Raw genomic sequence first — 23,103 nt, forward strand, 5'->3', positions numbered from 1 at the left:
ATATACCACATATTTTTCAAAAATCGTTTATTTTAAATACATTAAATGCTAAAAAAGGATGCCAAAAGACCAAAATATCGAACAAGATGTGAACCACCTTTCAATTTTATCACCCTTATCTATCAACCTTAGGGCGGGGGGACACCCAGGACCTTTTTCCTCTAGCACCAGCTTCAAAAAAAAGAAAAAAAAAGAGCAGCTGAGCTGCTCTAAAGTTTTGTATTTACACCTACTCCAAAGAGGGTTTCCCTTCTTCTTGAGATAACCTCCTGTCCTGCCACCTGGGCTTCCCCTTTCTTATAGAAGATGATTCCCACTCCAAAGTTTATCTCGGTATTTGGAGAGTATTTATACCTCAGTCCCGTACCTACCTGGTGGGCATCCAGTTCAGTGATCTCCATAATCCCCTCATTGTTGTCCCCCTTATCTGTATAGGCATACCCTAAGATCAGATCAAACTTTTCATTTACATACTGCTCAAAGGACACCGAGTACTCATAGGTATCATCATATTCCCCATAGAGGTCCTTATCCACATCCTTATCACTTTCAAAGATCCAGTCGTATCCAAAGTATACCCCCTGATATTCATTGAGTTCATAGCTTGTTCCCAGGGAGAGTATTGCAGGAAAGTTTTTCCTGTGATCCCTTGAGTACCTTCCAAAGAGGATATCCACTACCCCCTCCTCACCCTTCTTCAGGCTTCCGTCATAGCTGAGGCTCGTTTCTCCAAGGTACTTAGCTGCCACATCCCACTTTTCTGTTACTCTGGCATGGATTCCTATTTCTGGGGCTATTCCCCAGGCATCTACCCTGGACTCAAACTCCCTTCCGTTTTTCGTTTTACCCTCTGCCTCTATCCTGGAGTATACCCATCTCCCCCCAATGGACATGGAAATATCCTCCCTCACCATGTAGGAAACTCCGAATATCCCTCCTGGGTGAATGAGCGTAGCATCAAAGTCCTCCACTGTGGGAGTGGAGATATCATACTCTAAAAGTCCTCCCTGTCCTATATTTCCAAAGCCAAGGTAGTAGGCTGCCCTATCCCTTTTGTAGATATAGGAAAAACTTGGAAGAACCTGGGGATCATCTGTATCTAGTTTCAGTCCCCCTACCCTGGTTTCGTAGTCTGTACCTACAACATAGGCTCCATAATGGAAGTGGTGTCCATCCTCTAAGAATGCCGATCCTGCAGGATTGTAGAAAACTGCTTCAGCTGATACTGCCGACTGCTGAGCCGGATTGGCTGCAGATGAGTTGGTGGTATTGGTGAGTATCTCTATCCCTCCAACTGAATATGCATAGGAGGTACAAATTACAAATATGACATAAACAAGACCTCTTACTCTAAAAAATTGCTTCCCTCTTTCCTTCATATTCTCTCCTTTTACCTTATCTCGACTTTTCCACACTATTCAATGGGTGAATCTTTTTTCCTTCTGTAATCTTTAGAACTTCATTCATTCCTTGCAATCTATAGAAGGACTCTGTTTTTGTATAAAAAGGAGGAATCTTTAACACTCCCCAATATAATGGGTTAAAGTATTTCTTTAACAACCAGGGAGTTAAAAACTTTTATTAAATACAGGGTAGATAGGAGGATTTTATGAGATGTAAAAGCTTTAAGGTAATGGCAATAGCCCTTACTGCAATTCTTTGCACCAGTAATATCATAGTTGCTGCCACTGGAGATACCCACTTTCACGAAAAGGGAAAGAAAGCTTCTACGTTTACCATCGAGGAGAGAAATAAGCAAAAGGCGGCCCTTCCATTTTCAGATAAGAGGGATTTCGAGGAGGCTAAGCGGGGATTTATAGCAGCTCCCCAGTATAAGCAGATTATGGCTGAGAAGGGTCACGTTGCCTGGGATATAGGTAGCTATGAGTGGCTCCTGGAAGGAAGAGACTTTGACAGTATCCACCCCTCCCTTCAGAGGCAGGCTATCCTCAATATGGAGTATGGTCTCTACGAGGTACTTCCAGACAAGATCTATCAGGTGCGTGGATTTGACCTGGCAAATATAACTTTTATAAAGGGAAAGACTGGATGGATCGTCTTTGATCCCCTCACTGCCAAGGAAACTGCTGCTGCTGCACTGAAGTTTATCAATGAGCAGCTTGGGGAGCGTCCAGTTGTTGCTGTGGTATACTCCCACTCCCATGCAGACCACTTTGGTGGAGTTAGAGGTGTAGTCGATGAAAAGGATGTTACAAGTGGCAAGGTAAAGGTTATAGCACCTGTGGGATTCATGGAACATGCTGTATCTGAAAATGTTTCCGCAGGTAATGCCATGAACAGAAGACTCTTCTATCAGTATGGTGTACTTCTTCCGAGGGCTCCTTATGGACATGTGGATCAGTCTATAGGTAAGAACACCGCTGCCGGTAATCTGGGACTCATCAAGCCAAATGTTACTATAGAAAAGGATATAGAGGAGCTCACTGTAGACGGAATTAAGATGGTATTCCAGAATACTCCGGGAACTGAGGCTCCCGCTGAGATGAATACATACTTCCCGGATATGAAGGCATTCTGGGCAGCTGAAAATATCACTGGTACTATCCACAATATCTATACCCTCAGGGGAGCTCTTGTAAGGGATGCTCTGGAATGGTCTAAACAGATCAACAAAGCTCTCTATCTCTTTGGTCAGGAAACCGAAGTAATGTTTGCCTCCCACTCATGGCCTCGTTGGGGTAATGAGCGTATCCAGGAGGTAATGAGGGCCCAGAGGGATACCTATGCAAACCTGAATAACGGTGTCCTTCACCTTGCCAATCAGGGAGTCACTATAAATGAAATCCACAATGAGTATGAGGTCCCTGAAAGCCTTCAGCAGCAGTGGGCAGCTAGAAGCTACCACGGTTCTGTGGAACACAACAGTAGAGCTGTAGTAAACAGGTATCTGGGATACTGGGACGGTAATCCTACCACCCTTATCCCCCTTTCTCCAGAGGAATCAGCCCCTCTCTATGTTAAGATGATGGGAGGCTCCCGAAAGATCCTCAGAGAAGGTAAAAAGTTATACAATGACGGAAAATACCTCTATGCCCAGGAGATCTTAAATAAGCTTGTATATGCTGAGCCAGACAATCAGAAGGCAAAGGATCTTTTGGCAGATGTATTTGAACAGATCGGATACCAGCAGGAGAGCCCTAGTGTCCGTAACAGTTTCCTGGCTGCTGCCCTTGAACTGCGTTCGGGAATCCCTGGAGGGGCTTCCCCTAAAACAGCTGGACCAGATGTTATAAGGGCCATGACCACAGAACTGTGGCTGGATTTCCTTGGAATACGACTGGATAGCCAAAGAGCCGGAGATAAGGAGTTTACAATAAACCTGATTACTCCCGATAACAAGGAGGAGTTTATTGTGGAACTTAGCAATGCTACCCTCACAAATATAGAGGGATACCAGTCCGACGCTCCAGACCTCACCATTACCATAGACAGATCCGACTTAGAGGAGGTTATGATGGGAGCTGTTACCTTTGATGACCAGATCAAGTCTGGAAAGGCAAAGCTCAAGGGAGACCGTGGGGCATATGATACCCTTAAATCTCTTCTGGTTCAGTTTGAGCTGGGATTTGAGCTTATGCCTGGTACTGGAGAGAAGGATATCACCCCTGAGAAGAAACCATTTGAACAGGGAGATATCGGAGACTCTGCAGGTGGATAGAGGGAACTTATTAAACCATATTGGAGAGAGTCCTGAATTTCAGGGCTCTCTTTTCTTATTGTTCCTATTTAGTCTTTATCCCATCCAGCCTTACTGAGGAGAATAATAAAGGAAAGCTACTGCAAAGGGCGAAGGAAACCTTTAGTGTGCTTTAATCAGGAGTAAAAATAATATTGGAGGAGATTTTATGTGCGATTATTCTAAGATGGCTGAAGCCTATAAGATAAAGATGGTGGAGAGCATCTCCCTTATTCCAAAGGAGGAGAGGGAGAGAAGGATAGTAGAGGCTGGGTATAACCAGTTTGCCCTGAGGGCAGAGGATATCTTTATAGATCTCCTTACAGACTCGGGAACAGGAGCCATGAGCGACAAGCAGTGGTCTGCTCTCATGTTGGGGGATGAGTCCTATGCTGGAAGCAGAAGTTTCTACAGGCTGGAGGAAGCCGTTAAAGGTGTAGTAGGATACAGATACTTTGTTCCCACCCACCAGGGAAGGGGAGCGGAAAATGTGCTCTTCCCCCTTCTAATAAAAGAGGGGCAGTATGTTATAAATAATATGCACTTTGATACCACCAAGGCCCATGTGGAGCTCAAGGGAGGAAGGGCTGTAAACATGGTTATCCAGGAGGCCTATGATACACAGCTAGAGCATCCCTTCAAGGGGAATGTGGATATAGAGGAAATGGAGAGGTTTATCCTTGAAAAGGGCAGGGAAAATATAGCCTTTATTATGATTACCATCACCTGTAACTCTGCAGGGGGACAGCCCGTTTCCATGGATAATATCCGTGAGGTGAGAAGGGTAGCCGATAGATACAACTTAAAAGTGGTCTTCGACTCAGCCAGGTTTGCTGAAAATGCATACTTTATAAAAAGAAGGGAGGATGAGTTTAAGGACCGGGAGATCTCCTCCATCATAAGGGAGATGTTTTCCTATGGAGATGCCCTCACCATGTCTGCCAAGAAGGACGCCATAGTAAATATGGGAGGAATGATCGCCATAAGGGAGGATGAAAAGCTATACACTCAGGTGAGAGCTATGGTTGTGCCCATGGAGGGCTTCCCTACCTATGGGGGGCTTTCTGGAAGGGATATGGATGCCATGGCTGTGGGACTTGTGGAAAGTACAGATGAAGCCTATCTCTCCACAAGAATAGGACAGATAGAGTATTTAGCTGACAAACTTATAGAGGCCGGGATTCCTATCCAGAGGCCGGTAGGGGGACATGCGGTCTTTGTAGATGCCAGAAGGTTCCTTCCCCACGTTCCATTTAACCAATTTCCCGCCCAGGCTCTCTGCGTAGAGCTCTACAGGGAAGCAGGAGTAAGGGGAGTGGAGATAGGATCATTCCTCCTGGGAAGGGATCCAGATAGCGGCCAGCAGCTGGAATCTCCCCTGGAGCTGCTGAGGCTCACCATCCCAAGGAGGGTTTATACAAACAGTCATATGGATGTGGTGGCCGCTGCCCTTATTAATATCTACAAGAGGCGGCAGGAGATAGGGGGCTATGAGATAGTCTCGGAGCCAGAGGTACTGAGGCACTTTACTGCCAGGTTGAAACCTGTAAAGGACAGATAGTTACCCTCTGAGGTCCTGTTAATATTAAATTCTTCTTTGGAGCGATAGTCTAAAACTTTTTCTTCCTCCTGGGATAGTGGTATCCTTAAGGGAAAAATAGTGGTATAATAATGTTATTAATATAGAGGGAGAAATACTATGAAGATACAATTAAGCAGGATTACCGGTATATTGTCGTCCCAGGACTATCTTACCTATGAAAGGCTCCTAGACGAGATGCTTCATGAGGTTAAAAAGGGGAATGTGGTTGTTATAGAGGGAAGTAGTATGATACTATCTACTACAAAAGAGGTAGATGACTTTAACCGTAAGATGGTACAGGTCCACGGGATCTACGGACTAATATAGGAGGAGGTAACTATGAAAAAACTTATTCTTATTATAATGATGGTAGTTGCTGGGTTCACCGCATACAGCCAACAGGACTACAACCTGGAGAGAGCTCTCCTCACAGACAATGTTGTCAACAGGGAGCCTGGGCTTTCAACAAGTAAATTCAACCTATACTCCAAGGGGTACTTCTACACAGAGTTTAAGAATATAGGGGAGGAGAGGACCATCTACCACAACTGGTACTACCTGGGGGAGGAAGATGAGAAGACTCTCACCGCCTCTGTGGAACTTAAGATTGCTGGATTCAGATGGAGAACATGGTCTACTAAGCACCTCTATCTTCCTGGAAAGTGGAAGGTAGAAGTTGTAGATGATGAGGATAACCTTATTACTGAGACCACCTTTACAGTGGAGTAGTTTTTACCAGCTGTAGCTAATTAGCTTTAAGCTAAAATTTATTGGAATTTTACTAAAAAAAGGACCCATTGGTCCTTTTTTTGTATAAAGAAAAATATATAATTTATAAAAAATTACGTAAAAGAATCATTCTCCCATCTAATTATGAGGATGCAACGTCACGTTGCTTTTATTTGCTTAACTTCTCTATCTTTTCCAGATAACCTTCCCTTCTCTCTAGAATCACCTCTAAAGGCTGGGGCTTATCAAAGAAGTATCCTTGAAAGCTCTGACACCCCAGGGAGATGAGCTCACGGATCTGCCACTCCTCCTCTGTACCCTCTGCAATTACAGTAAAGTCCATGACCCTTCCTACCCTACATATAAAACCTATTATCTCGTGGTTCAGTTTATGCTTATCAATATTTTGAACGAAGCTTTTGTCTATCTTGAGCTCCCCTATGGGAAGCTTTTCCAGATATCCCAGGGAGGAATACCCCGTTCCAAAATCATCTATGGAAAACCTTATCCCGCACTTCTGAAGCCTCTCCATCTTCCTCAGGGTGGAATCCATATCCTTAATAGCAATATTTTCAGTGATCTCAAAGGTTATAAACCTGCTGAAGGGAGAGCGGAAAAGAATTCTCTCCATCTCCCTTATAAAGTTATGGTTTTCAAATACAACTGGAGATATATTAACCGATATATTGGTCCCCAACCTTTCAGCAGCCTCTAGGGATCTTCTTAGAACCACCTCGGTTTACCGGCTTATAAGGAAAGATTTTTCCGCCTGAGGTATAAATACCTCTGGGGAGATAACTCCCCTCTCTGGATGTATCCACCTTACAAGGGCTTCATACTCCACTTTTCTCTTCTTTAGGTGCACCTTTGGCTGAAAGAAGGTCTCAAATTCATTGTTTTCAAGACCATTGAGCATCTCCTCCTGAATCATCGTATCATAAGCAGTCCCATGATTTTTCTTTAAAAGTAGGTGGGACAGGGTTTCCTCTATAAACTTGTCACCACTTCCCTCTCTGTGCTCTTTAAAGATATAGTGAAGCTTAATAAAGTGATTCTTCCTGTTATATTTATTATAGGCTGAAAGCCTCTCCAAAAGAGCTGAAGCAAGGAGGCTTCTTGTATTTTCATTGCATCCTGGAAGAATAGCCATAAACTTATCCCCCTCGAGCCTCACTAGCTTATCTGTTTTTCTGAAGGTATCCCTCAAAATAAGGGCCACTGTCTTCAGCACTTCATCCCCCATATTCAGGCCATGCCTCTTATTTATATAGCCCAGCTTCTGAATGTCCACAAGGCAGATGGAGAAGGGAAGCCCCTTCTCCAGGCACTCCTTAAGTTCAGATTCCAGGTATCTCATTCCGGTATTTCTGTTATAGGTTCCAGTAAGGGTATCCAGGCTGCTGAGCTCTGTAACCCTCTCCTTATAGTCCCTCTTCTCCCTCTTAAGCTTACAAAAGGAAAGGAGCAGTGGCAGGGAAAATAAAACAAAGATCCAGAAACCTGAGATAGTTTTGGCTGTCCTTATAAGAAGGTTTTTTTTAAAATGAGTTATAGTAATATCCGCCCCTGCAAGATATTCCGTGCCGTCTGGAGCAACTTCAGGTATATAGATGGAACGATAGGTATCCCATATATCTGAGGATTCCAGGTATACAGGCTCTCTCCCATCAAAGGCATCCCAGGTTTCATCAAAGGAATCATCTCCAGCCTCTGAAAAGGAGTACCAGTAGTAGGCCTTAGGGTCCTTTATGAGCTCCTCCCTGGAGCAGCTTAAAGCCACATATCGAATCCCTTCTCCCCTCCTTATAAGAAGGTAGAGGTAGTCAACCCCCTGCTCCTCCGCTCTGAGCCGAAGCTCTGAATTCAACTTCACCGCTTTCTCCTTGGTGTAGGAGGAGGAGTTGAGGCCTGAGTTAATATACTCTCTGTCCACATAGAACTTTAAATTTTTAGCAGCCCTTAGTAGGGCTTCATCCATCTCCCTTAAAGCCCTTTCCCCTTCCAGGTGGAAAACAAAGAGAAAGTGGAGGATAACCCCTATTCCCAAGAATATTACGGGAGAAACAAACCTCTTTATAGTATTAAAATTCATCCTTACCTCTCAAAAAACTTATTATTTCATAACATTATACAAAATAATCTAAAGTTTCTCTAGTGATTTTTATAACTTCCAACCTGATTATGTGCACATTCAAATTAAATACATCAAAAGCGAAACAATTAAAGGAGCTCTTTCCATCTCTTTGAAATGTACAAGTCCTTCCCCTTCCATCTTTTCCTTAAACTCCTTGAAAAGACCTAGATATCCCACCTCGCATGAGACCGTCTAAAAAAACTTCAATTTTTCTTCAATTAGTTATACAATATAATGAAATTATGATATTTTTGATAAAAGTTCAGGAGGATATATGCTACAACATGAAAAGGAAGTAATGATAGATTTTTTAAATAAAGAGGGGATGAAGATTATCCAGAGAGCCGACTACTTTAACTTCTCCCTGGATTCAGTACTTGTATCTGAATTCCTAACCATTAACAGGGGAACAAAGAAGATCGTGGACCTGGGGACTGGAAACGGCTCTATTCCCATGCTTCTTTCAAGAAGATCCAAGTCCCACATTACAGGAATCGAGATACAGGAGGTCTCTGCTGATCTTGCCCGTAGAAATATAGAGATAAACAGCTTGGAGGAGCAGGTGGATATCATCCACGACAATATGAAGAGCTGGAAGGATCACTTCAGACCCAACAGTGTAGATGCTGTAATTACCAACCCCCCATTTTTTAAGTTCGAGGGAAACAAGGAGCTTCTAAATGACCTGGATCAGCTCACCTATGCAAGGCACGAGATCACAGCTAACCTGGAAGATATCATCTCTACAGCCTCTGGCCTTCTAAGGGACAGGGGATACTTCACCATGGTCCACAGACCAGACAGGATGATAGAGATACTGGATGTAATGAGAAGGTACAATATATCCCCAAAGAGGCTGCAGTTCTGCCACTCTAAACTGGGGAAGGAAGCCAAGATAATCCTAGTGGAGGGAATCAAGTACGGAGGAGAGGGACTAAGAGTACTGCCTCCCCTCTATACCCACGATACAAACGGTAAATACTCCAGAGAAGTCCTTGAGATGTTTAAGTAAGTTCATAGAATCCCCATGGATACTTGAATTTATTCTCCTTTAAAAAAAGGAAGTTTCACTACACAGAGGTAAATTGTAGTATACTTTGCTTTGGAAGGGAGATGATTTTTATGAAGAGGGTTCTACTGGGAATCACAGCACTTCTGTTGGTATGTGCCCCAGCCTATGCAGCTCTTGAGGGAAGATCTGCGATGTTTAAACTAGGTGTAGCTGGTGGTCAGATGGATACCGACACCTCTGCTGGGGATGAAGATCTGGATATTTACCCGACTGTAGGTTTGGAGTACCTCTTTAGATTTGAGAGCGGTATGGATCTCGGTCTGGGAGCAGCCTTTGAAAAGCATGAACTTAAGGACGTTGTTTTCCAAAATGGATTTAATGATGTTGAGTCCTATCCTGTATATGGTATCCTCAGGTACAGGTTTAATGTGTGGGAAAATTGGACCCCATATATATATGGTAACCTTGGATACGCCTTTACAGATAAGGACAGAGGGGACCTCACTATAGACAGCGGTCCATACTACGGAGCCGGAGTGGGACTGGAGTACAGGGAAAGCTTTGGTATTGAGGCCGGCTGGAGTAGAACCGAGTTTGATGCAGAGATAGACGGAAAGGATATAGATCCTGTTTCAGACCTCTTTAAGCTGAGTCTCACCATGAGGCTGGATCACTAAAATAAATCTTGGGAGCTATTTAAAGGTAGCTCCTCTTTTTTTTGTATACCCTATATAGGGGGTGGTTACTTTGTATCTAAAAAACATCGAGATAAATAACTGGAAGTCTATAGATCATTTAAGGATAGAGTTTGAAAATCTTATGCTCTTTATAGGAAGATCCAACCACGGTAAATCCAGTATCTTTTCAGCCCTCCTCTTTTTTTTGGGGGAGAGAAACTTTAGAAGGAAGGACCCAAAGGATGGGGATAAGCTTGTGGAGATCCAGGGGTGCTTTGAGATCCAGGATGTGGCTATCATAGGGAAGTTCAAAACCTACCTGGACAAGGATGAGAGGCTGAACCTCAGAATAACAGTGGACAGAGCTGGAAGGGAGCACTACTATACAGTAAAGAGGGATAGAGTTTACGAGATCACCTACAGGGATTACAGAAGGATTGTAGGAGAGATAGAGGTCCTCTTCATTCCATCCATTGCCACAAACAGCCAGGAGCTCACGGAATTTTTCTATAAGAAGCTACTGGGAATCCTGGAGAGAGAGGATTCCATGGGGCTGGTGGATGTAGAGGAGGTTATGAATATCTACTCCTGTCTCAGGGAGGAGTATGCCAGCAAGGGACTCCAGAGGAATGTAATCTTCAATATCTCTAGGCTCCTTGCAAGGGACTCCATAGGTGCCAAGAGAAGCGTCCTGGGAAATACCTTAATCCTATATGAGGAGCCTGAGCTATACCTTCATCCCCAGGCTGAGCGTGAGCTCTATGACAGCCTGGTGAAGCTCTCCAAGCTGGGAACTCAGATATATGTGTGCACCCACTCTGGAGCATTTATCGGCCTCAAGCAGTACAGGTCTATCTGTATAGTGAGGAGGGATTCCAAGGGGACCCATGTATTTCAGCAGAGGAAGAGACTCTTCTCCAGGGATGAGGTTAAAAGGTTTAATATGAACTACTGGATAAACCCAGACAGGAGTGAACTTTTCTTCGCCAAGAGGGTGGTCCTTGTTGAGGGACAGACCGACAAGATACTCATCCCCTACCTGGCAAGGATGCTGGGGGTTTATAAATACGACTATTCTGTGATAGAATGTGGAAGTAAGAGTACCCTTCCCCAATATATCAAACTTCTCAACAAGTTTCATATTCCCTATGTAGTGGTCTACGACAGGGACGACCACATCTGGAGGGTTCCTGCTGAGAGGGAAACCTCCATAAGGAAGAACAAGGAGATCCAGAGAAAGATCAACTATGAGATAGGAAGGTATGTGGAGTTTAAAAATGATATAGAGGAGGAGATAGGGGGAGAGCGGGAGAAGAAGTCCTATAAGAATAAACCCTTCCTTGCCCTGAAGATGGTCATGGAGAGGGGCTACAGGATCCCAGACTCTCTTGCCAATAAGATTAAAAAAATATACGGATAGATATTGAGGTGATACTTATGGAGCATTTTATAATAGATAACAGAGAGATCTTCCTGAGGGTGGTTACTGCCCTCCTGGCAGGAGGAGTAATTGGATTTGAAAGGGAGAGGAAGGGAAAACCTGCAGGTTTTGTTACAAACGTTCTTGTGTGCGTAGGAGCTGCAAGTATAGCCATCATCCAGTCTCTCATTGTAAGGGACACCCTTATCTACGACTACCCAGTAAAGAGTGACCCTGCAAGGCTTATTGCCCAGGTAGTCTCTGGAATAGGATTTTTAGGAGCTGGAGCTATCCTCCATGAAAAAGGAAGTGTAAAGGGAATCACCACTGCAGCTACCATATGGGTTGTAGCTGCCATAGGAATAGCCTTTGGAATGGGATACTACCTTCTGGGGAGCATCGTTACCGTTACAGTATACTTCTCCATTATGATCCTCAAGAAGATCGAACTCTACTTCCTTACCAATAAGGTAAGAAGAAACTTTTATATTGAGTACTGCAACCCCTCTACCTTTGAGGAGAAACTGGAGCTCTTCCTTATAAATAAAGCTGTGAGGATAAGAAAGCTTAACCGTTTAGAGGAGTTTGACAGGGATGATGGCTCCGTGAGAAGGTCTACTGTAGAGCTCATCATTCCAAGATACATGGATACCTCTGAACTGACAAGAGAGATCTCTCTCCTGGATGAGGTATCAAAGTTTAAGAGGGTGGGAACCCCAAAAACAAACCAGTTTGAGTGATAAAGTAAGCGTGACGCTTCACCTTAACAATCATTTGGGTCACTCATTACTTTATTTAATTTTTTATAAAAAATCTACTTTCCTTAAAATAAAAGACTTTCTGCTTAGTGGCAGAAAGTTTTTTTTATTTACAGATCTTTTTGCTAAGGGTCATTAACCCCACTCCTATCCAGAACGCCAGGATAGCATTGGTGTATACCAAGGATTTTAAATAAATTTATACGGTTACCTTTCAAACAATTGTCTCTTTTTTCAAAAAAAATGTATAATTTAAGGTTTTTTTAATTAATGGGGTATTGCTATATCTCCCGAAGACCTGTATAATTACTCGTGAAATATAAAACTAAATTTTCTTTAAGAAATATAATATAAAATATGGCTGAATAACAGCTATATGGGGAGGAATTATGAAAAAGATCTTATCGATTGTAATGTTAATGGTACTTTTGGCTACCAATGCCTTTGGAGGTACCTACACGGGAAAGGGTGACGGATATCTTGGGGATATCAATGTTGAGGTAGAAGTTAGTGAAAATACTATTAAAGATATTACAGTAACTGAACACTCCGATACAAAGAGGATTGCTGAGACTGCCTTTGATAGACTTAGTAAGGAGATGATCCAAAAGCAAACAACTGATGTAGATGCCATGGCTGGAGCTACATTCTCAAGTGAAGGATTTATTGATGCAGTAAAGAAAGCTGTTGAGACAAGCGGGGCAGAGCTTCAAGGTGGGGAAGCTGCTGCTGCTAACGATGCAATAGCCGATGTAAAGACAGATATCGTTGTAGTTGGTGGAGGAGGAGCAGGTCTTACTGCTGCCATAGAGGCCAGAGAGAAGGGGGCAGATGTTATCCTGGTGGAAAAGATGCCTATCCTTGGTGGAAACACTACTTATGCAACTGGTGGATTAAATGCTGCTGAAACTGCTTTCCAGAACAACGGCGATACCACTGAACTATTCTACAGAGATACTATGAAGGGAGGAAAGGAGAAGAACGACGCCTCTCTTGTACTTACACTGGTTGAACAGTCTTCAGATATAGTTAATTGGCTTACTGCCAGAGGTGCTGACCTGACCGACGTTGGTAGAATGGGTGGTGCAAGTGAAAACAGAACTCACAGACCTAGCGGCGGAGACAAGGTAGGACCAAATATCATCGACGCTCTCTCTAAGAAGGCTGAGGAGGTAGGAGTAGATATCAGAACCCTAACTTCAGCTGTGGAAATCACAACTAACAACAACAAGATAGACGGAATTGTAGTTGAGGAAAATGGAAGCAGATACAAGATAGATGCTAAAGCTGTTATCCTTGCAACTGGTGGATTTGGAAACAGTCCTGAAAAGTTTGAAACTCTGGATCCTGCCCTGAAGGGATTCGGTACAACAAACCACCCTGGAGCCACTGGAGATGCTCTGGACCTTATAAAGGATCTGGGTGTCGCTACTGTAGATATGACTGAGATCCAGACTCACCCTACTGTAGTACCAGTTAGAAATACCATGATTACAGAGGCGGTAAGAGGTAATGGTGCTATCCTTGTGAGCAGAAAAGGTAAGAGATTTGTAAATGAGCTTTCCACTAGAGACGTTGTTTCTGAAGCAACTCTTCAGCAGAAGGGAAAAACTGCTTTCCTAATCTTTGATCAGGGAGTAAGGGAGAGCCTGAAGGCTATCGAGGGATATGCTAAGATGGGACTTCTTACAGAGGCTAGTTCTGTAGAGGAGCTGGCTAAGAAGGTAGATCTATCACCTAAGGATTTAGAGGCTAGCATCAAAAAGTACAATGGATTTGCAAGTGCTGGAAAGGATAAGGATTTCGCGAGACAGAATATGAAGAGACCTCTTATCAAGGCTCCATTCTATGCTGTAGAGGTAGGTCCTGCAGTACACCATACTATGGGTGGAATCAAGATAGATAACAAGGCTCAGGTTTACAATAAGAGCGGTGAGGTAGTAGAGGGACTATTTGCTGCAGGTGAGGTTACTGGTGGAGTTCACGGTGCCAACAGACTTGGAGGAAATGCCCTTACAGATATCACTGTATTTGGAAGAATTGCTGGAGATTCAGCTGTTGAATATATCAAGTAAAAATAAAGAAACCTCCCTATAATGGGAGGTTTTTTATTTAGGTATATCCTCTGTCTGAAATTTGCCATTAAGAGGTCCCATCTCAACTCCAGCTTCCCCTTACTAAATAAGCTTCCTCACAGCCAGATGAAACTATAAATAATTTAATGGAAGTGTTCCAAGACTAGCTCCTCTAACTCCTCCCTCTAAACTACCTCTATCTCAACTGGAATAGCTGTAGCTCCCTCCTCCTGATTGAATTTAAGCTTAAGCTTCACTTCACCACTTAATTTCTCAAGATTTGTAAGGTTTTCTACAACATAGGTTCCCCTCTCCTCGCAGTAGATATCTATCTTTTTATGCTCAGCTCCAAGCTGAATACTGTGAAGATCAATTCCTATAAACTTCACCCCCTTAGCTATAAGATAGTCAACCAGTTCAGTGGTAAGGTGGGGAGCGTTCTTAATATCGAAGTATCTTTCCGATCCATACCCAAACCTTTCCATATATCCCGTTCTGAATATTACAAAGTCACCATCATGTAGTTCAGTTCCATTAAGGTGTTCCACTCCTATCTTCTCTATCTCCCTTACATCTACGACTACTCCCCTTACATACTTAAGATCCTCCTCAAGTACTGTATGGTTATACACATCTATATGAGTTCCCACATGGGCAGCCTGTTTTGCTTCCTGATTATCTCTCCATCTCTTTAACTTCTCTGAAATTTGATACTCTTCTAAACTTATAATCATATTTTTACCTCCTTTTTGTTTGCAAGGATACAATATCAGTTTTTTTGTTTCTTTGTCAACAAAATTTTTTTGGATTTTTTGATTCATATTTAAGTAATAACAATAAAAAGCAACGTGACGTTGCATCCTGACAATCAAAATGAACAATGATTGCTTCAAGTAACTTTTTAAGAGTTCTCTACTTTCTTAGATAATCAAAAGAGGAGCCTTTGAAAAGACTCCCCTTTATCTGCTATTCTGTTTTTCCTAAGCCTTTACAGGTTCCAGTTTATTTCCTGAAATTCTGTTAACTATAATTGAAATTGCTCCGTCACCAGTTACATTACAAGCTGTTCCCAGGCTGTCCTGTGCAAGATATAAAGCTATCATAAGAGATGTCAGAGTTGGAGTAAATCCAAGCATAGTTTCCAGTAGTCCCAGAGCTGCCATTACTGCTCCTCCCGGTACTCCTGGTGCTGCTACCATTGTAATTCCAAGCATAAGGATGAATCCAAAGATATTTCCAAATGTAATGGTAACTCCATTTAACATCATTACCGCTATAGCACAACTTACAAGGGTTATAGTACTTCCAGATAGGTGGATAGTTGCACACAGTGGCACTGTAAAGTCTGCTATATCATTCTTTACTCCATTTTTAATTGTCTGCTGAAGAGTTACAGGAATTGCTGCTGCAGAGGACTGAGTTCCCACAGCTGTAAAGTATGCAGGTATCATATTCTTTACAAGCTTCACAGGACTTGCTCCTGCAAGAGTTCCTGCTGCTGTATACTGAAGAAGCACCATGATAATGTGTAGACTGAATATTATTATGAATACCTTGAAGAATACAGACATAATAGTCTCAACCTGTCCAGCATGAGCCATATTTGCAAAGATACCTGCAATATGGAATGGAAGCATTGGGATTATCAGATTTTTTATTAACTTCTCTACAATACCTTGGAACTCCTTCATAACCTTCTTGATGCTGTCTCCCTCGGTAGCTGCTATACCAAGCCCTAAAGTAAAAGCCAGAAGAAGTGCTGTCATTACTCCCATAATTGGCGGCATATCTACATTAAAGTATCCGCTTAAAAGAGCATGCTCTGGATTAGAGGTATCTGCTAACGACATAGATCCTGCTTTTAGAATCTTAGGGAAGATCGTGCTGTTAACAAAGAATGACATAGTCCCTGCAAATACAGTTGAAAGGTATGCGATTAAAGCTGTAATTCCAAGAAGCTTTCCAGCTCCCTTTCCCAGGTCTCCTATTCCCGGAGCAACAAACCCTATTATTATAAGGGGTATCACAAATCCTAAAAAGTTTCCAAAAATTCCGTTAAATGTAGCCATCACCCTTACCAGGGGAATAAAATCTAACTTTCCTAACATTATACCAATAATAATCGCTATTATCAGTTTTGGTAATAGTCCTATCTTTTTCATGTGTTTCCTCCTAAAATATAAATATTCTTGAATTTACTATACACCATCTAAAAAAGATTTTCAACCTATTTCGGTATTTTTATTTATTTTCAGAACAAAAAGCTTTTTAAAAGTTCATTTTGTCAAGTGTTGTAGGTTTGTGTTACACTCTTAATATTTTATCCTCTACATCCTCTTACCCCTGAAAACACTGAAGATACAATAAAAAAAGAGGAGATCTTAGGATCTCCTCGTGTACCGATATAAATTTTCTAAAAATTCAATAGGTTTTCTTACTTATTTATCTTCCATTTAATTCTTTATCCTATAATCCTCTTCAAAACCCCAAGATAAAATATCTTGGCAAGGGAGCGCCCCTTAGGTCAACCTTTTTAACCTTCAAATTTGAACTACTAATCTTTCTTTATTCATTCACTACTATAGATTAAAGTTTATTTTTGTAGTTAAAATGAAAAAGATATTAGCAGATATACTTTCCTATTCAACAGTCTTTAAAAAATTTTCTAAAGCAGAGGAAAAGACCTCAAGTGCACTTAATTTACTGGGTCTTAGATACTTATTGGAGACTTGGTAACAATAATACTCTGGCTGGGAAACTGACAGCTCCGATATTTTTATAGGATGTATCCTAGCAAGAGCTCTTGCTATCCAAATGGTAACTATAGACCACTATTCTCCAGAATATAATATTGAAAACAGCAGGGAAATTGTATCAACTCTTGAATACTCCTCCCTATCCTCCTTCCACCAAAAGTTTCGCCAAACTGCATACTCAGATATACTAGCGAATAATATTTCATCTGATGGCTTCAAATCATAGGGATGAACTAGTTCAGGGTAGCTAGAACTTCCCAAGGAGATAACTACACCTCTTGCTTTGAATAAGGTTTTTACTATAATATTGGGATATTTAAAGGGGTAATCTTGTTAATGAAAAATGAGCTGAGATAGATATCTCAGCTCATCTGCTACTTCAAAACAGGAAAGTAGTCTCCATTTACCTCTATTAAAGCATCCAGTATCTCCCTGGCCTTATCCACCGAGGGTATCGTAGGGTTAAGGGTAAGAGCCTGAAGAGCTTTATTATAGGACCCCTCCATACACGCATCCACAGTTAGTTTTTCATAGGTATTCTGTGAATATATAAAGGCTCTGTAGAAGGGGGGAACCTCGAACTTCTTTGATGCTCTGGCACCATGGGCATCGATTCTACCAAAGGTCTCTATAACCATATCGTCATCTAAGTTGGGGAAGGTGCCGTTGTTGACTACATTTACCATAAACCTCTCCCCGGTATTGTGAGCCACAGCTACAGCCTGATCCACAATAAAGTCTCCGTGGGCATCCAAGGTATGTTCAATGCCCTGAGTGGTTCCTGCACTTACCACCTTTTTACACTCCTCATAGATCCTTTTTCTTCTTCCGTCCATAACCTCATTGGCCCTTGTATAGTCGGGGTTATACTTCTTTACTATCCTTTCAGGAAAGTAGTAGTACTGTATATATGTAAGGGGGATATACTCTGGGAAGGCCTTAACCCCCTCCCTTATATTGTTGAAGGTAGTTATCCACGACTGATCCAGGTGTCCAAAATCCACCATCTTCATCTCCTCTCCTGATAGGAGGATCTCCCTCAGCTTAGGCAGAAGCTCCTCTCCCTCACTGTTTTTAATTGATGTATACCATCCAAAGTGGTTGAGACCAAAGTACTCAAAGGTAAGATCCCTGTGTTTATAATCAAGGGTAGCTGCCATTGCAAGCTCCTGAACTATGGGCATGTCACAGATAAAGAGAGATCTCGAATGGGGAACCTCCCTCCTCACAGCTTCAGCCAGAATAGGAAGGGGGTTGGAGTAGTTTATAATCCAGGCTTCTGGAGCTATCCTCTGGGCATCCCTTGTTATCTCCACCATCTCCCTTATTGTTCTCATGGCAAAGGCAAATCCACCTGGGCCGCAGGTTTCCTGACCTACAAGCCCGTGCTCCAGAGAGATCTTTTCATCCATCTCCCTCATCTCCAGTCCCCCTGTTCTTATCTGGGTAAAGATGAAGTCTGCCCCTCTAAAGGACTCCTCCCTATCTGTTGTCCAGTGAACCTGAGCATCATACTCCTCATCCTGAAAAAGGATAGACAGGTAGTTCACCATAAGCTCTAACTTTTCACTGTCCACATCCTGAAGAACAAGCTTCTTCAGAGGAAGTCTTTCCCTTCTGTTCATAAGGGACCTCACTATCCCCGGAGTATAGGAGGATGCTCCTCCAACTATCGTTACAATATATTCCTTCATTACACTTCCCCCTTGGATTTAAAGGTGTTAAAAAAATTCGGCAGGTACTCCCTGTGGGAGGTCAGCATCTCCTCCAGGATAATCCTTCCCACCCTGTCCGACGGGATCAGGGGGTTGACATTGAGAGCTGTTAGAGCCTTTACCCTATCACCGCTCACTGCAGCATCTGCTGTGAGCCTCTCAAAGGTCTTTATCTGCCTCACTATTCCTATGACCTCCTCTGGTAGCTCCCCTACAGTAAGAGGTCTCGGTCCCTCCTTTGTGATAACAGAGCTCACCTCTACAGCACAGTCGTAGGGAAGGTTTGCCACTGCTCCCCTGTTGTGGGTATTTACAACCTGGATATCCCCCCTGTCATTGTAGATGGATGAGATAAGCTCACAGGCAGCATCACTGTAGTAGGCTCCCCCCCTCTCCTCCAGCTGCTTTGGTTTCGTCTTAAGCTTGGGATCCCTGTAGAGTTCGAAGAGTTCCCTCTCCAGCTCCTTTACCACCTCTGCTCTGGTTCCATTATTTTCAAAGTTTTTCAGATCCTTTTCCAGCATATCCCCATGCTTCCAGTAATATCTCAGATAGGGACAGGGCATAACATCCAGCCCCCTTATAAAATCAGGATCCCATGGCTCTGCCATTATATTGGCCATGGATATATGGGCGTCTGGCCTCTGGAGGGCATCCATAGCCTTCCCTCTTATGTCCCTACCATCCAGGTAGAAGTTCAGCCCGAAAACCATATGGTTCAGGCCGGCAAAATCCACCCTCAGCCTCTCAGGATCTACATCCAGCAGTTGGCTGAGGCCCATATGCATCCCCAAAGGAACATTACACAGACCTATAAACCTTTTAAAATCAGTGTGCCTAAGTACTGCCTCAGTGATCATACCTGCAGGGTTGGTAAAGTTTATAAGCCAGGCCTCTGGGCACAACTCCTCTATATCCCTTATTATGTCAAGGATTACAGGTATGGTCCTAAGCCCCTTAAAGAATCCTCCCGCTCCATTGGTTTCCTGCCCCAGTACCCTGTGGGAGAGGGGTATCCTCTCATCCTTTATCCTGGCATCCAGTAATCCCACCCTCAGCTGGGTAGTTACAAAGTCTGCCCCCATTAAAGCCTCCCTTCTGTCCAGGGTCACCTTTATCTCCATGGGAACTCCCGCTTCCTCTACCATCCTTTTTGCCAGGGCTCCGATCACTTCAAGCTTCTCTCTTCCCTCCTCAATATCCACAAGCCACAGCTCCCTAACGGGAAGTTCATGATACCTCTTTATAAATCCCTCTATAAGTTCCGGGGTATAGCTGGATCCCCCTCCAATAGTCACTACCTTAATTCCCATAATAACCTCCTTTTTTCAACTTGTATACACAACTATATAAGTTTTCATAATTATATTTATTTATCCTCCCCTTGTCAAGGTTTTTTTAAGGATATAACCTCAATTGAGTTAACATTTCCCATTAAATCTGATATAATCTATTAAAAGTTGTATACACAAGGAGAGGTTATGATAGATAAGAATTCAGATAGAGCTGTATACCTTCAGATAGCTGACGGGATAAAGAAGAGGATAGACAGGGGGGAGATCACCGATGGTGCCCTTATAGAATCTGAAAACAAGCTGGCTGAAGCTAATGGGGTCTCAAGGCTTACAGCGAGAAGAGCTACAGACCACCTGGTTAACCAGGGATATCTCTACAGGGTAAGGGGGAAGGGAACCTTTGTAGCCAAGAGGGAGAAGATAAACTATGCTCCCCAGAAACTCCACGGGTTTACAGAGGAGATCCTAAATCTCAATATGACTCCCAGAAACTTAGTAGTGGAGTTTAAGATAATGAAGGCTACCGAGGAGGTTGCTGAAAAACTTAAGACAACAGTTGGTGAGATGGTTTACTATGTGGTCAGGGTGAGGTGCGCCGACGATGAGCCCCTCATCCTGGAGAAATCCTACCTGCCCATGGGTCTTCTTCCAGAGCTCAATATCTCCATATTGAAGGGGTCCAAGTATGCCTATGTAGAAGAGTATACTGGAAAACAGATCTCTGAGAGCATCCAGGAGATAGGAGCCTCCCTTGCTGGGGAGGAGGAGAAAAGGCACCTCAGACTTCAGGGGGAGGAACCCCTTCTGAGGATAGACAATCAGGCCTTCTTAGAGGACGGGACAGTTTTCGAGTACTCCACAGCCTACTTTAAGAGCAGCAAATATAAGTTTGTCCAGAGGGCCCAGAGGGTGAGGTAGGGTCCTCCAATTTGCAGCCTGTGCAACAGATTTTCTTCCCCTGAGGTTATATAATAGAGATAAGTCCTAGGGGAGGTGGATTATGGGAAGATTTGTTGTAGATCTGTGTATAGCAGTGGGAGTGGTAGTTGCAGTGGAGGTGCTTATTCACCTTTTGGTAATTTCAAGGGCTCTTTTTTCACCTGGAAATTAAGAGAATAAGTTTAACTGGAAGGGAGGGTTCCCTTCCTTTTTTCGTTGTTAGGGAAGGCATTGAATTTATTAAAAAATTATGTAAAGCAATGGAGCTTCCAGGTGACTATTGGAGTGCAAGGTCAAGTTACCTTTCATTTTCAAGGATTTTCTACCTTACCCTTGAATGGTTAATAGAGGGGGTGAGAGATGGTGAGAAGGATTCTGATATTATCTGCAGTACTTATTTTGAGCTTGGATCTGTTCCCATTTACTATAAGGGTCAGGGGAATAGAGGACAGGGGAGCTCCCATCTACCTCCTTGTATTTGCCGCTGAGGAGGGTTTTCCCGATGACAGGGAAGGGGGAGTCTTTAGCTATATGGCTACCCCTGCTGAAGCTGAAGGCGGCATAGAGATCCCCCTAGAGGAGGGAAGGTATGCTGTCACCCTTTTCCAGGATATCAACGGAGACTCTCGGTTGAACAAGTGGTTTTTCGGAAAGCCCAGGGAGCCCTATGGGGTCTCAGGAGCCAGAAGAAGACCCCTGAGAAGTCCAAATTTCGAGAACAGTTGTATTAATTTTAAGTCAGGTAAAACTTTTTATATCGAACTTTGGCAACCATAAATAAAATTTATTTTACATTTTTTTATAATATTTTTTAGGGGTAATATACCATTTTTTTACTTAATTTACACTGAACTTTTTTTAAAATTATTCTCTTTTAAAGACCAGTTTCTTCTGAATTCAGACTGAAGGTGGTTTCTTTTGGAACTGGTACCATGTTTTTTCGATTTGCGAACTGAAAACGTTGTTTTTGTACTTTTAGAGAACTGTTGACCTTTTAACACTGTTGACAAATTCAAAAATAATGGAGTATATAAATTGGTAAGCCAAGAAATTTTATTTTTTAGAGGGGGTATTTTTATATGATAACTGGTGGGTTTTCCTTTATTGCTTTTCTTCTATGTTTTGCAGCTGGGGTGTTCTTCATAGAGGAAAAGACAAAGTCTAAATTTTTTGAGTATGTTCCTCCACTTGTAATTATCTACTTTGGAGCTATGCTTATGTCTACATTTGGTGTATGGAGCCTTTCCATCGACGGAGTAAAGACTGGTGCAGGGGTGGCAAGAAATGCCCTTAGAGGTGCTATCCTTCCGTCAATGATCTTCCTTATGCTGTTAAAGTGCGATATGAGAAATATTATGAAGTTGGGACCTAAGATGCTGGTTGCTTTCTTCTCAGCTACAGCAAGTATAGTCAGTGGATTTGTAGTTGCATTTATGATCTTTAAGAATGGTCTGGCTGAAAACTCGTGGCAGGCTTTTGGAGCTCTTGCTGGTTCATGGACTGGAGGTACTCAGAACATGGTAGCCGTACAGCAGGCTCTTAACCTTAACGATGCCGGAATGGGATATACACTCCTTATAGATTCCATCAACTACTCCATATGGATTATGATGCTTCTATTCTTTGTTTCAACTATGAGTATCGTTAAGAAGTTTAACCTGTTTAATAAAGCCGATACATCTGTGGTAGAGGATATCAGCAGAAAGCTGGCTGACCTGGATAAGGAGGGAAGAAAGGACGTTACCTTCTTAGATCTCTTTGGACTTCTGGCTCTCGCCCTTGGTTCTGGAGCTTTCTTTACATGGGTAGCAGACTTCCTGCCTCAGACTCAGTTCCTAACAAGCACTACATGGATGATTCTTTTAGCTACTGTTGCTGGTATTATTGGAGCTATGACTCCGCTAGGTCACGTTCCTGGATCAAAGCAGCTTTCTAACATCATGCTCTACACTACTGTAGCTCTGATAGCTTCCAGTGCTAACTTTGCTGAGCTTACAGAGGCTCCTGTCTATATCCTTGCTGGATTTGTTATCCTTGGAGTTCATGCTCTTGTTATGCTTATCCTTGCAAAGGCCTTCAAGATCGACCTCTTCACATGCTGTATAGCTAGTTGTGCAAATATCGGTGGAGTAGCAAGTTCACCAATCATTGCCGGTGCCTATAATGAGGCTCTTGTTCCTGTTGGAGTTTTAATGGGAATGCTGGGAGCTATAATCGGTACTGGAGCCGGTCTGGGAGTAGCTAAGATACTATTTATGCTTACATAGTCTTAATTGACACTGGGGCAGTAGGGATACCTCCTGTCCTTTTTTCA

Annotated in this window: 17 protein-coding genes and 1 pseudogene; 12 read left to right on the plus strand and 6 right to left on the minus strand. The window is 42.8% G+C overall.

Going from position 1 to position 23,103, the window contains the following annotated elements:
* Window positions 1–209: 209 nt before the first annotated feature.
* On the minus strand, window positions 210–1,379 hold the full coding sequence (locus QMG11_RS09280) for an OmpP1/FadL family transporter (protein ID WP_281835415.1): 1,170 nt from the start codon (window positions 1,377–1,379) through the stop codon (window positions 210–212).
* A 230-nt stretch (window positions 1,380–1,609) separates the two neighbouring features.
* Between QMG11_RS09280 and QMG11_RS09285 the strand changes: the two genes are divergently transcribed.
* The 4 genes from QMG11_RS09285 (at window position 1,610) to QMG11_RS09300 (ending at window position 6,008) form a co-directional block, all read left to right on the plus strand.
* Complete coding sequence (locus tag QMG11_RS09285; protein ID WP_281835416.1) at window positions 1,610–3,679, plus strand: alkyl/aryl-sulfatase; 2,070 nt, start codon at window positions 1,610–1,612, stop codon at window positions 3,677–3,679.
* 187 nt (window positions 3,680–3,866) lie between these two features.
* Window positions 3,867–5,258 carry a tryptophanase gene (locus QMG11_RS09290; protein WP_281835418.1) on the plus strand — a complete coding sequence of 464 codons (1,392 nt, stop codon included), beginning with the start codon at window positions 3,867–3,869 and terminating at the stop codon, window positions 5,256–5,258.
* A gap of 138 nt (window positions 5,259–5,396) precedes the next feature.
* A complete protein-coding gene (locus QMG11_RS09295) occupies window positions 5,397–5,606 on the plus strand; it encodes a hypothetical protein (RefSeq protein WP_281835421.1) in 210 nt (69 codons plus the stop codon).
* Between the two features lie 12 nt (window positions 5,607–5,618).
* Complete coding sequence (locus QMG11_RS09300) at window positions 5,619–6,008, plus strand: DUF2914 domain-containing protein (RefSeq protein ID WP_281835423.1); 390 nt, start codon at window positions 5,619–5,621, stop codon at window positions 6,006–6,008.
* 169 nt (window positions 6,009–6,177) lie between these two features.
* Here QMG11_RS09300 and QMG11_RS09305 read toward each other — a convergent pair.
* Window positions 6,178–8,100 (minus strand): annotated as a pseudogene (locus QMG11_RS09305) (putative bifunctional diguanylate cyclase/phosphodiesterase).
* A 316-nt stretch (window positions 8,101–8,416) separates the two neighbouring features.
* Here QMG11_RS09305 and QMG11_RS09310 point away from each other — a divergent pair.
* The 5 genes from QMG11_RS09310 (at window position 8,417) to QMG11_RS09330 (ending at window position 14,084) form a co-directional block, all read left to right on the plus strand.
* Window positions 8,417–9,154, plus strand: coding sequence for a tRNA1(Val) (adenine(37)-N6)-methyltransferase (locus tag QMG11_RS09310; protein ID WP_281835426.1), 738 nt, complete (start codon window positions 8,417–8,419; stop codon window positions 9,152–9,154).
* A 110-nt stretch (window positions 9,155–9,264) separates the two neighbouring features.
* On the plus strand, window positions 9,265–9,831 hold the full coding sequence (locus QMG11_RS09315; RefSeq protein ID WP_281835428.1) for an outer membrane beta-barrel protein: 567 nt from the start codon (window positions 9,265–9,267) through the stop codon (window positions 9,829–9,831).
* Window positions 9,832–9,901: 70 nt separating this feature from the next.
* On the plus strand, window positions 9,902–11,251 hold the full coding sequence (locus QMG11_RS09320; RefSeq protein ID WP_281835429.1) for an ATP-dependent nuclease: 1,350 nt from the start codon (window positions 9,902–9,904) through the stop codon (window positions 11,249–11,251).
* Between the two features lie 17 nt (window positions 11,252–11,268).
* Window positions 11,269–11,991 carry an MgtC/SapB family protein gene (locus QMG11_RS09325; protein ID WP_281835430.1) on the plus strand — a complete coding sequence of 241 codons (723 nt, stop codon included), beginning with the start codon at window positions 11,269–11,271 and terminating at the stop codon, window positions 11,989–11,991.
* A 407-nt stretch (window positions 11,992–12,398) separates the two neighbouring features.
* Window positions 12,399–14,084, plus strand: a complete 1,686-nt coding sequence (locus tag QMG11_RS09330; RefSeq protein WP_281835432.1) for a flavocytochrome c — start codon at window positions 12,399–12,401, stop codon at window positions 14,082–14,084.
* Window positions 14,085–14,269: 185 nt separating this feature from the next.
* Here QMG11_RS09330 and QMG11_RS09335 read toward each other — a convergent pair whose 3' ends face one another.
* The 4 genes from QMG11_RS09335 to QMG11_RS09350 form a co-directional block, all read right to left on the minus strand.
* Window positions 14,270–14,818 (minus strand): cyclase family protein, encoded by a 549-nt coding sequence (locus tag QMG11_RS09335; RefSeq protein WP_281835433.1) that lies wholly within the window; start codon window positions 14,816–14,818, stop codon window positions 14,270–14,272.
* Window positions 14,819–15,064: 246 nt separating this feature from the next.
* Window positions 15,065–16,246, minus strand: coding sequence for a dicarboxylate/amino acid:cation symporter (locus QMG11_RS09340; RefSeq protein WP_281835435.1), 1,182 nt, complete (start codon window positions 16,244–16,246; stop codon window positions 15,065–15,067).
* 968 nt (window positions 16,247–17,214) lie between these two features.
* Window positions 17,215–18,534 carry a family 4 glycosyl hydrolase gene (locus tag QMG11_RS09345; RefSeq protein ID WP_281835436.1) on the minus strand — a complete coding sequence of 440 codons (1,320 nt, stop codon included), beginning with the start codon at window positions 18,532–18,534 and terminating at the stop codon, window positions 17,215–17,217.
* Window positions 18,534–19,868 (minus strand): 6-phospho-beta-glucosidase, encoded by a 1,335-nt coding sequence (locus QMG11_RS09350; protein ID WP_281835438.1) that lies wholly within the window; start codon window positions 19,866–19,868, stop codon window positions 18,534–18,536. The genes QMG11_RS09345 and QMG11_RS09350 overlap by 1 nt, the downstream gene beginning before the upstream one ends.
* 168 nt (window positions 19,869–20,036) lie before the next feature.
* On the opposite strand from QMG11_RS09350, the gene QMG11_RS09355 reads away from it, so the two are divergent.
* The 3 genes from QMG11_RS09355 (at window position 20,037) to QMG11_RS09365 (ending at window position 23,056) form a co-directional block, all read left to right on the plus strand.
* Complete coding sequence (locus QMG11_RS09355) at window positions 20,037–20,768, plus strand: GntR family transcriptional regulator (RefSeq protein ID WP_281835440.1); 732 nt, start codon at window positions 20,037–20,039, stop codon at window positions 20,766–20,768.
* Window positions 20,769–21,149: 381 nt separating this feature from the next.
* Window positions 21,150–21,566 (plus strand): DUF2141 domain-containing protein, encoded by a 417-nt coding sequence (locus QMG11_RS09360; protein ID WP_281835448.1) that lies wholly within the window; start codon window positions 21,150–21,152, stop codon window positions 21,564–21,566.
* Between the two features lie 302 nt (window positions 21,567–21,868).
* Complete coding sequence (locus QMG11_RS09365) at window positions 21,869–23,056, plus strand: DUF819 family protein (RefSeq protein WP_281835450.1); 1,188 nt, start codon at window positions 21,869–21,871, stop codon at window positions 23,054–23,056.
* Window positions 23,057–23,103: the final 47 nt, after the last annotated feature.

Source organism: Propionigenium maris DSM 9537 (assembly GCF_027925155.1).
In the GTDB taxonomy this organism is placed as follows: Bacteria; Fusobacteriota; Fusobacteriia; order Fusobacteriales; family Fusobacteriaceae; genus Propionigenium; species Propionigenium maris.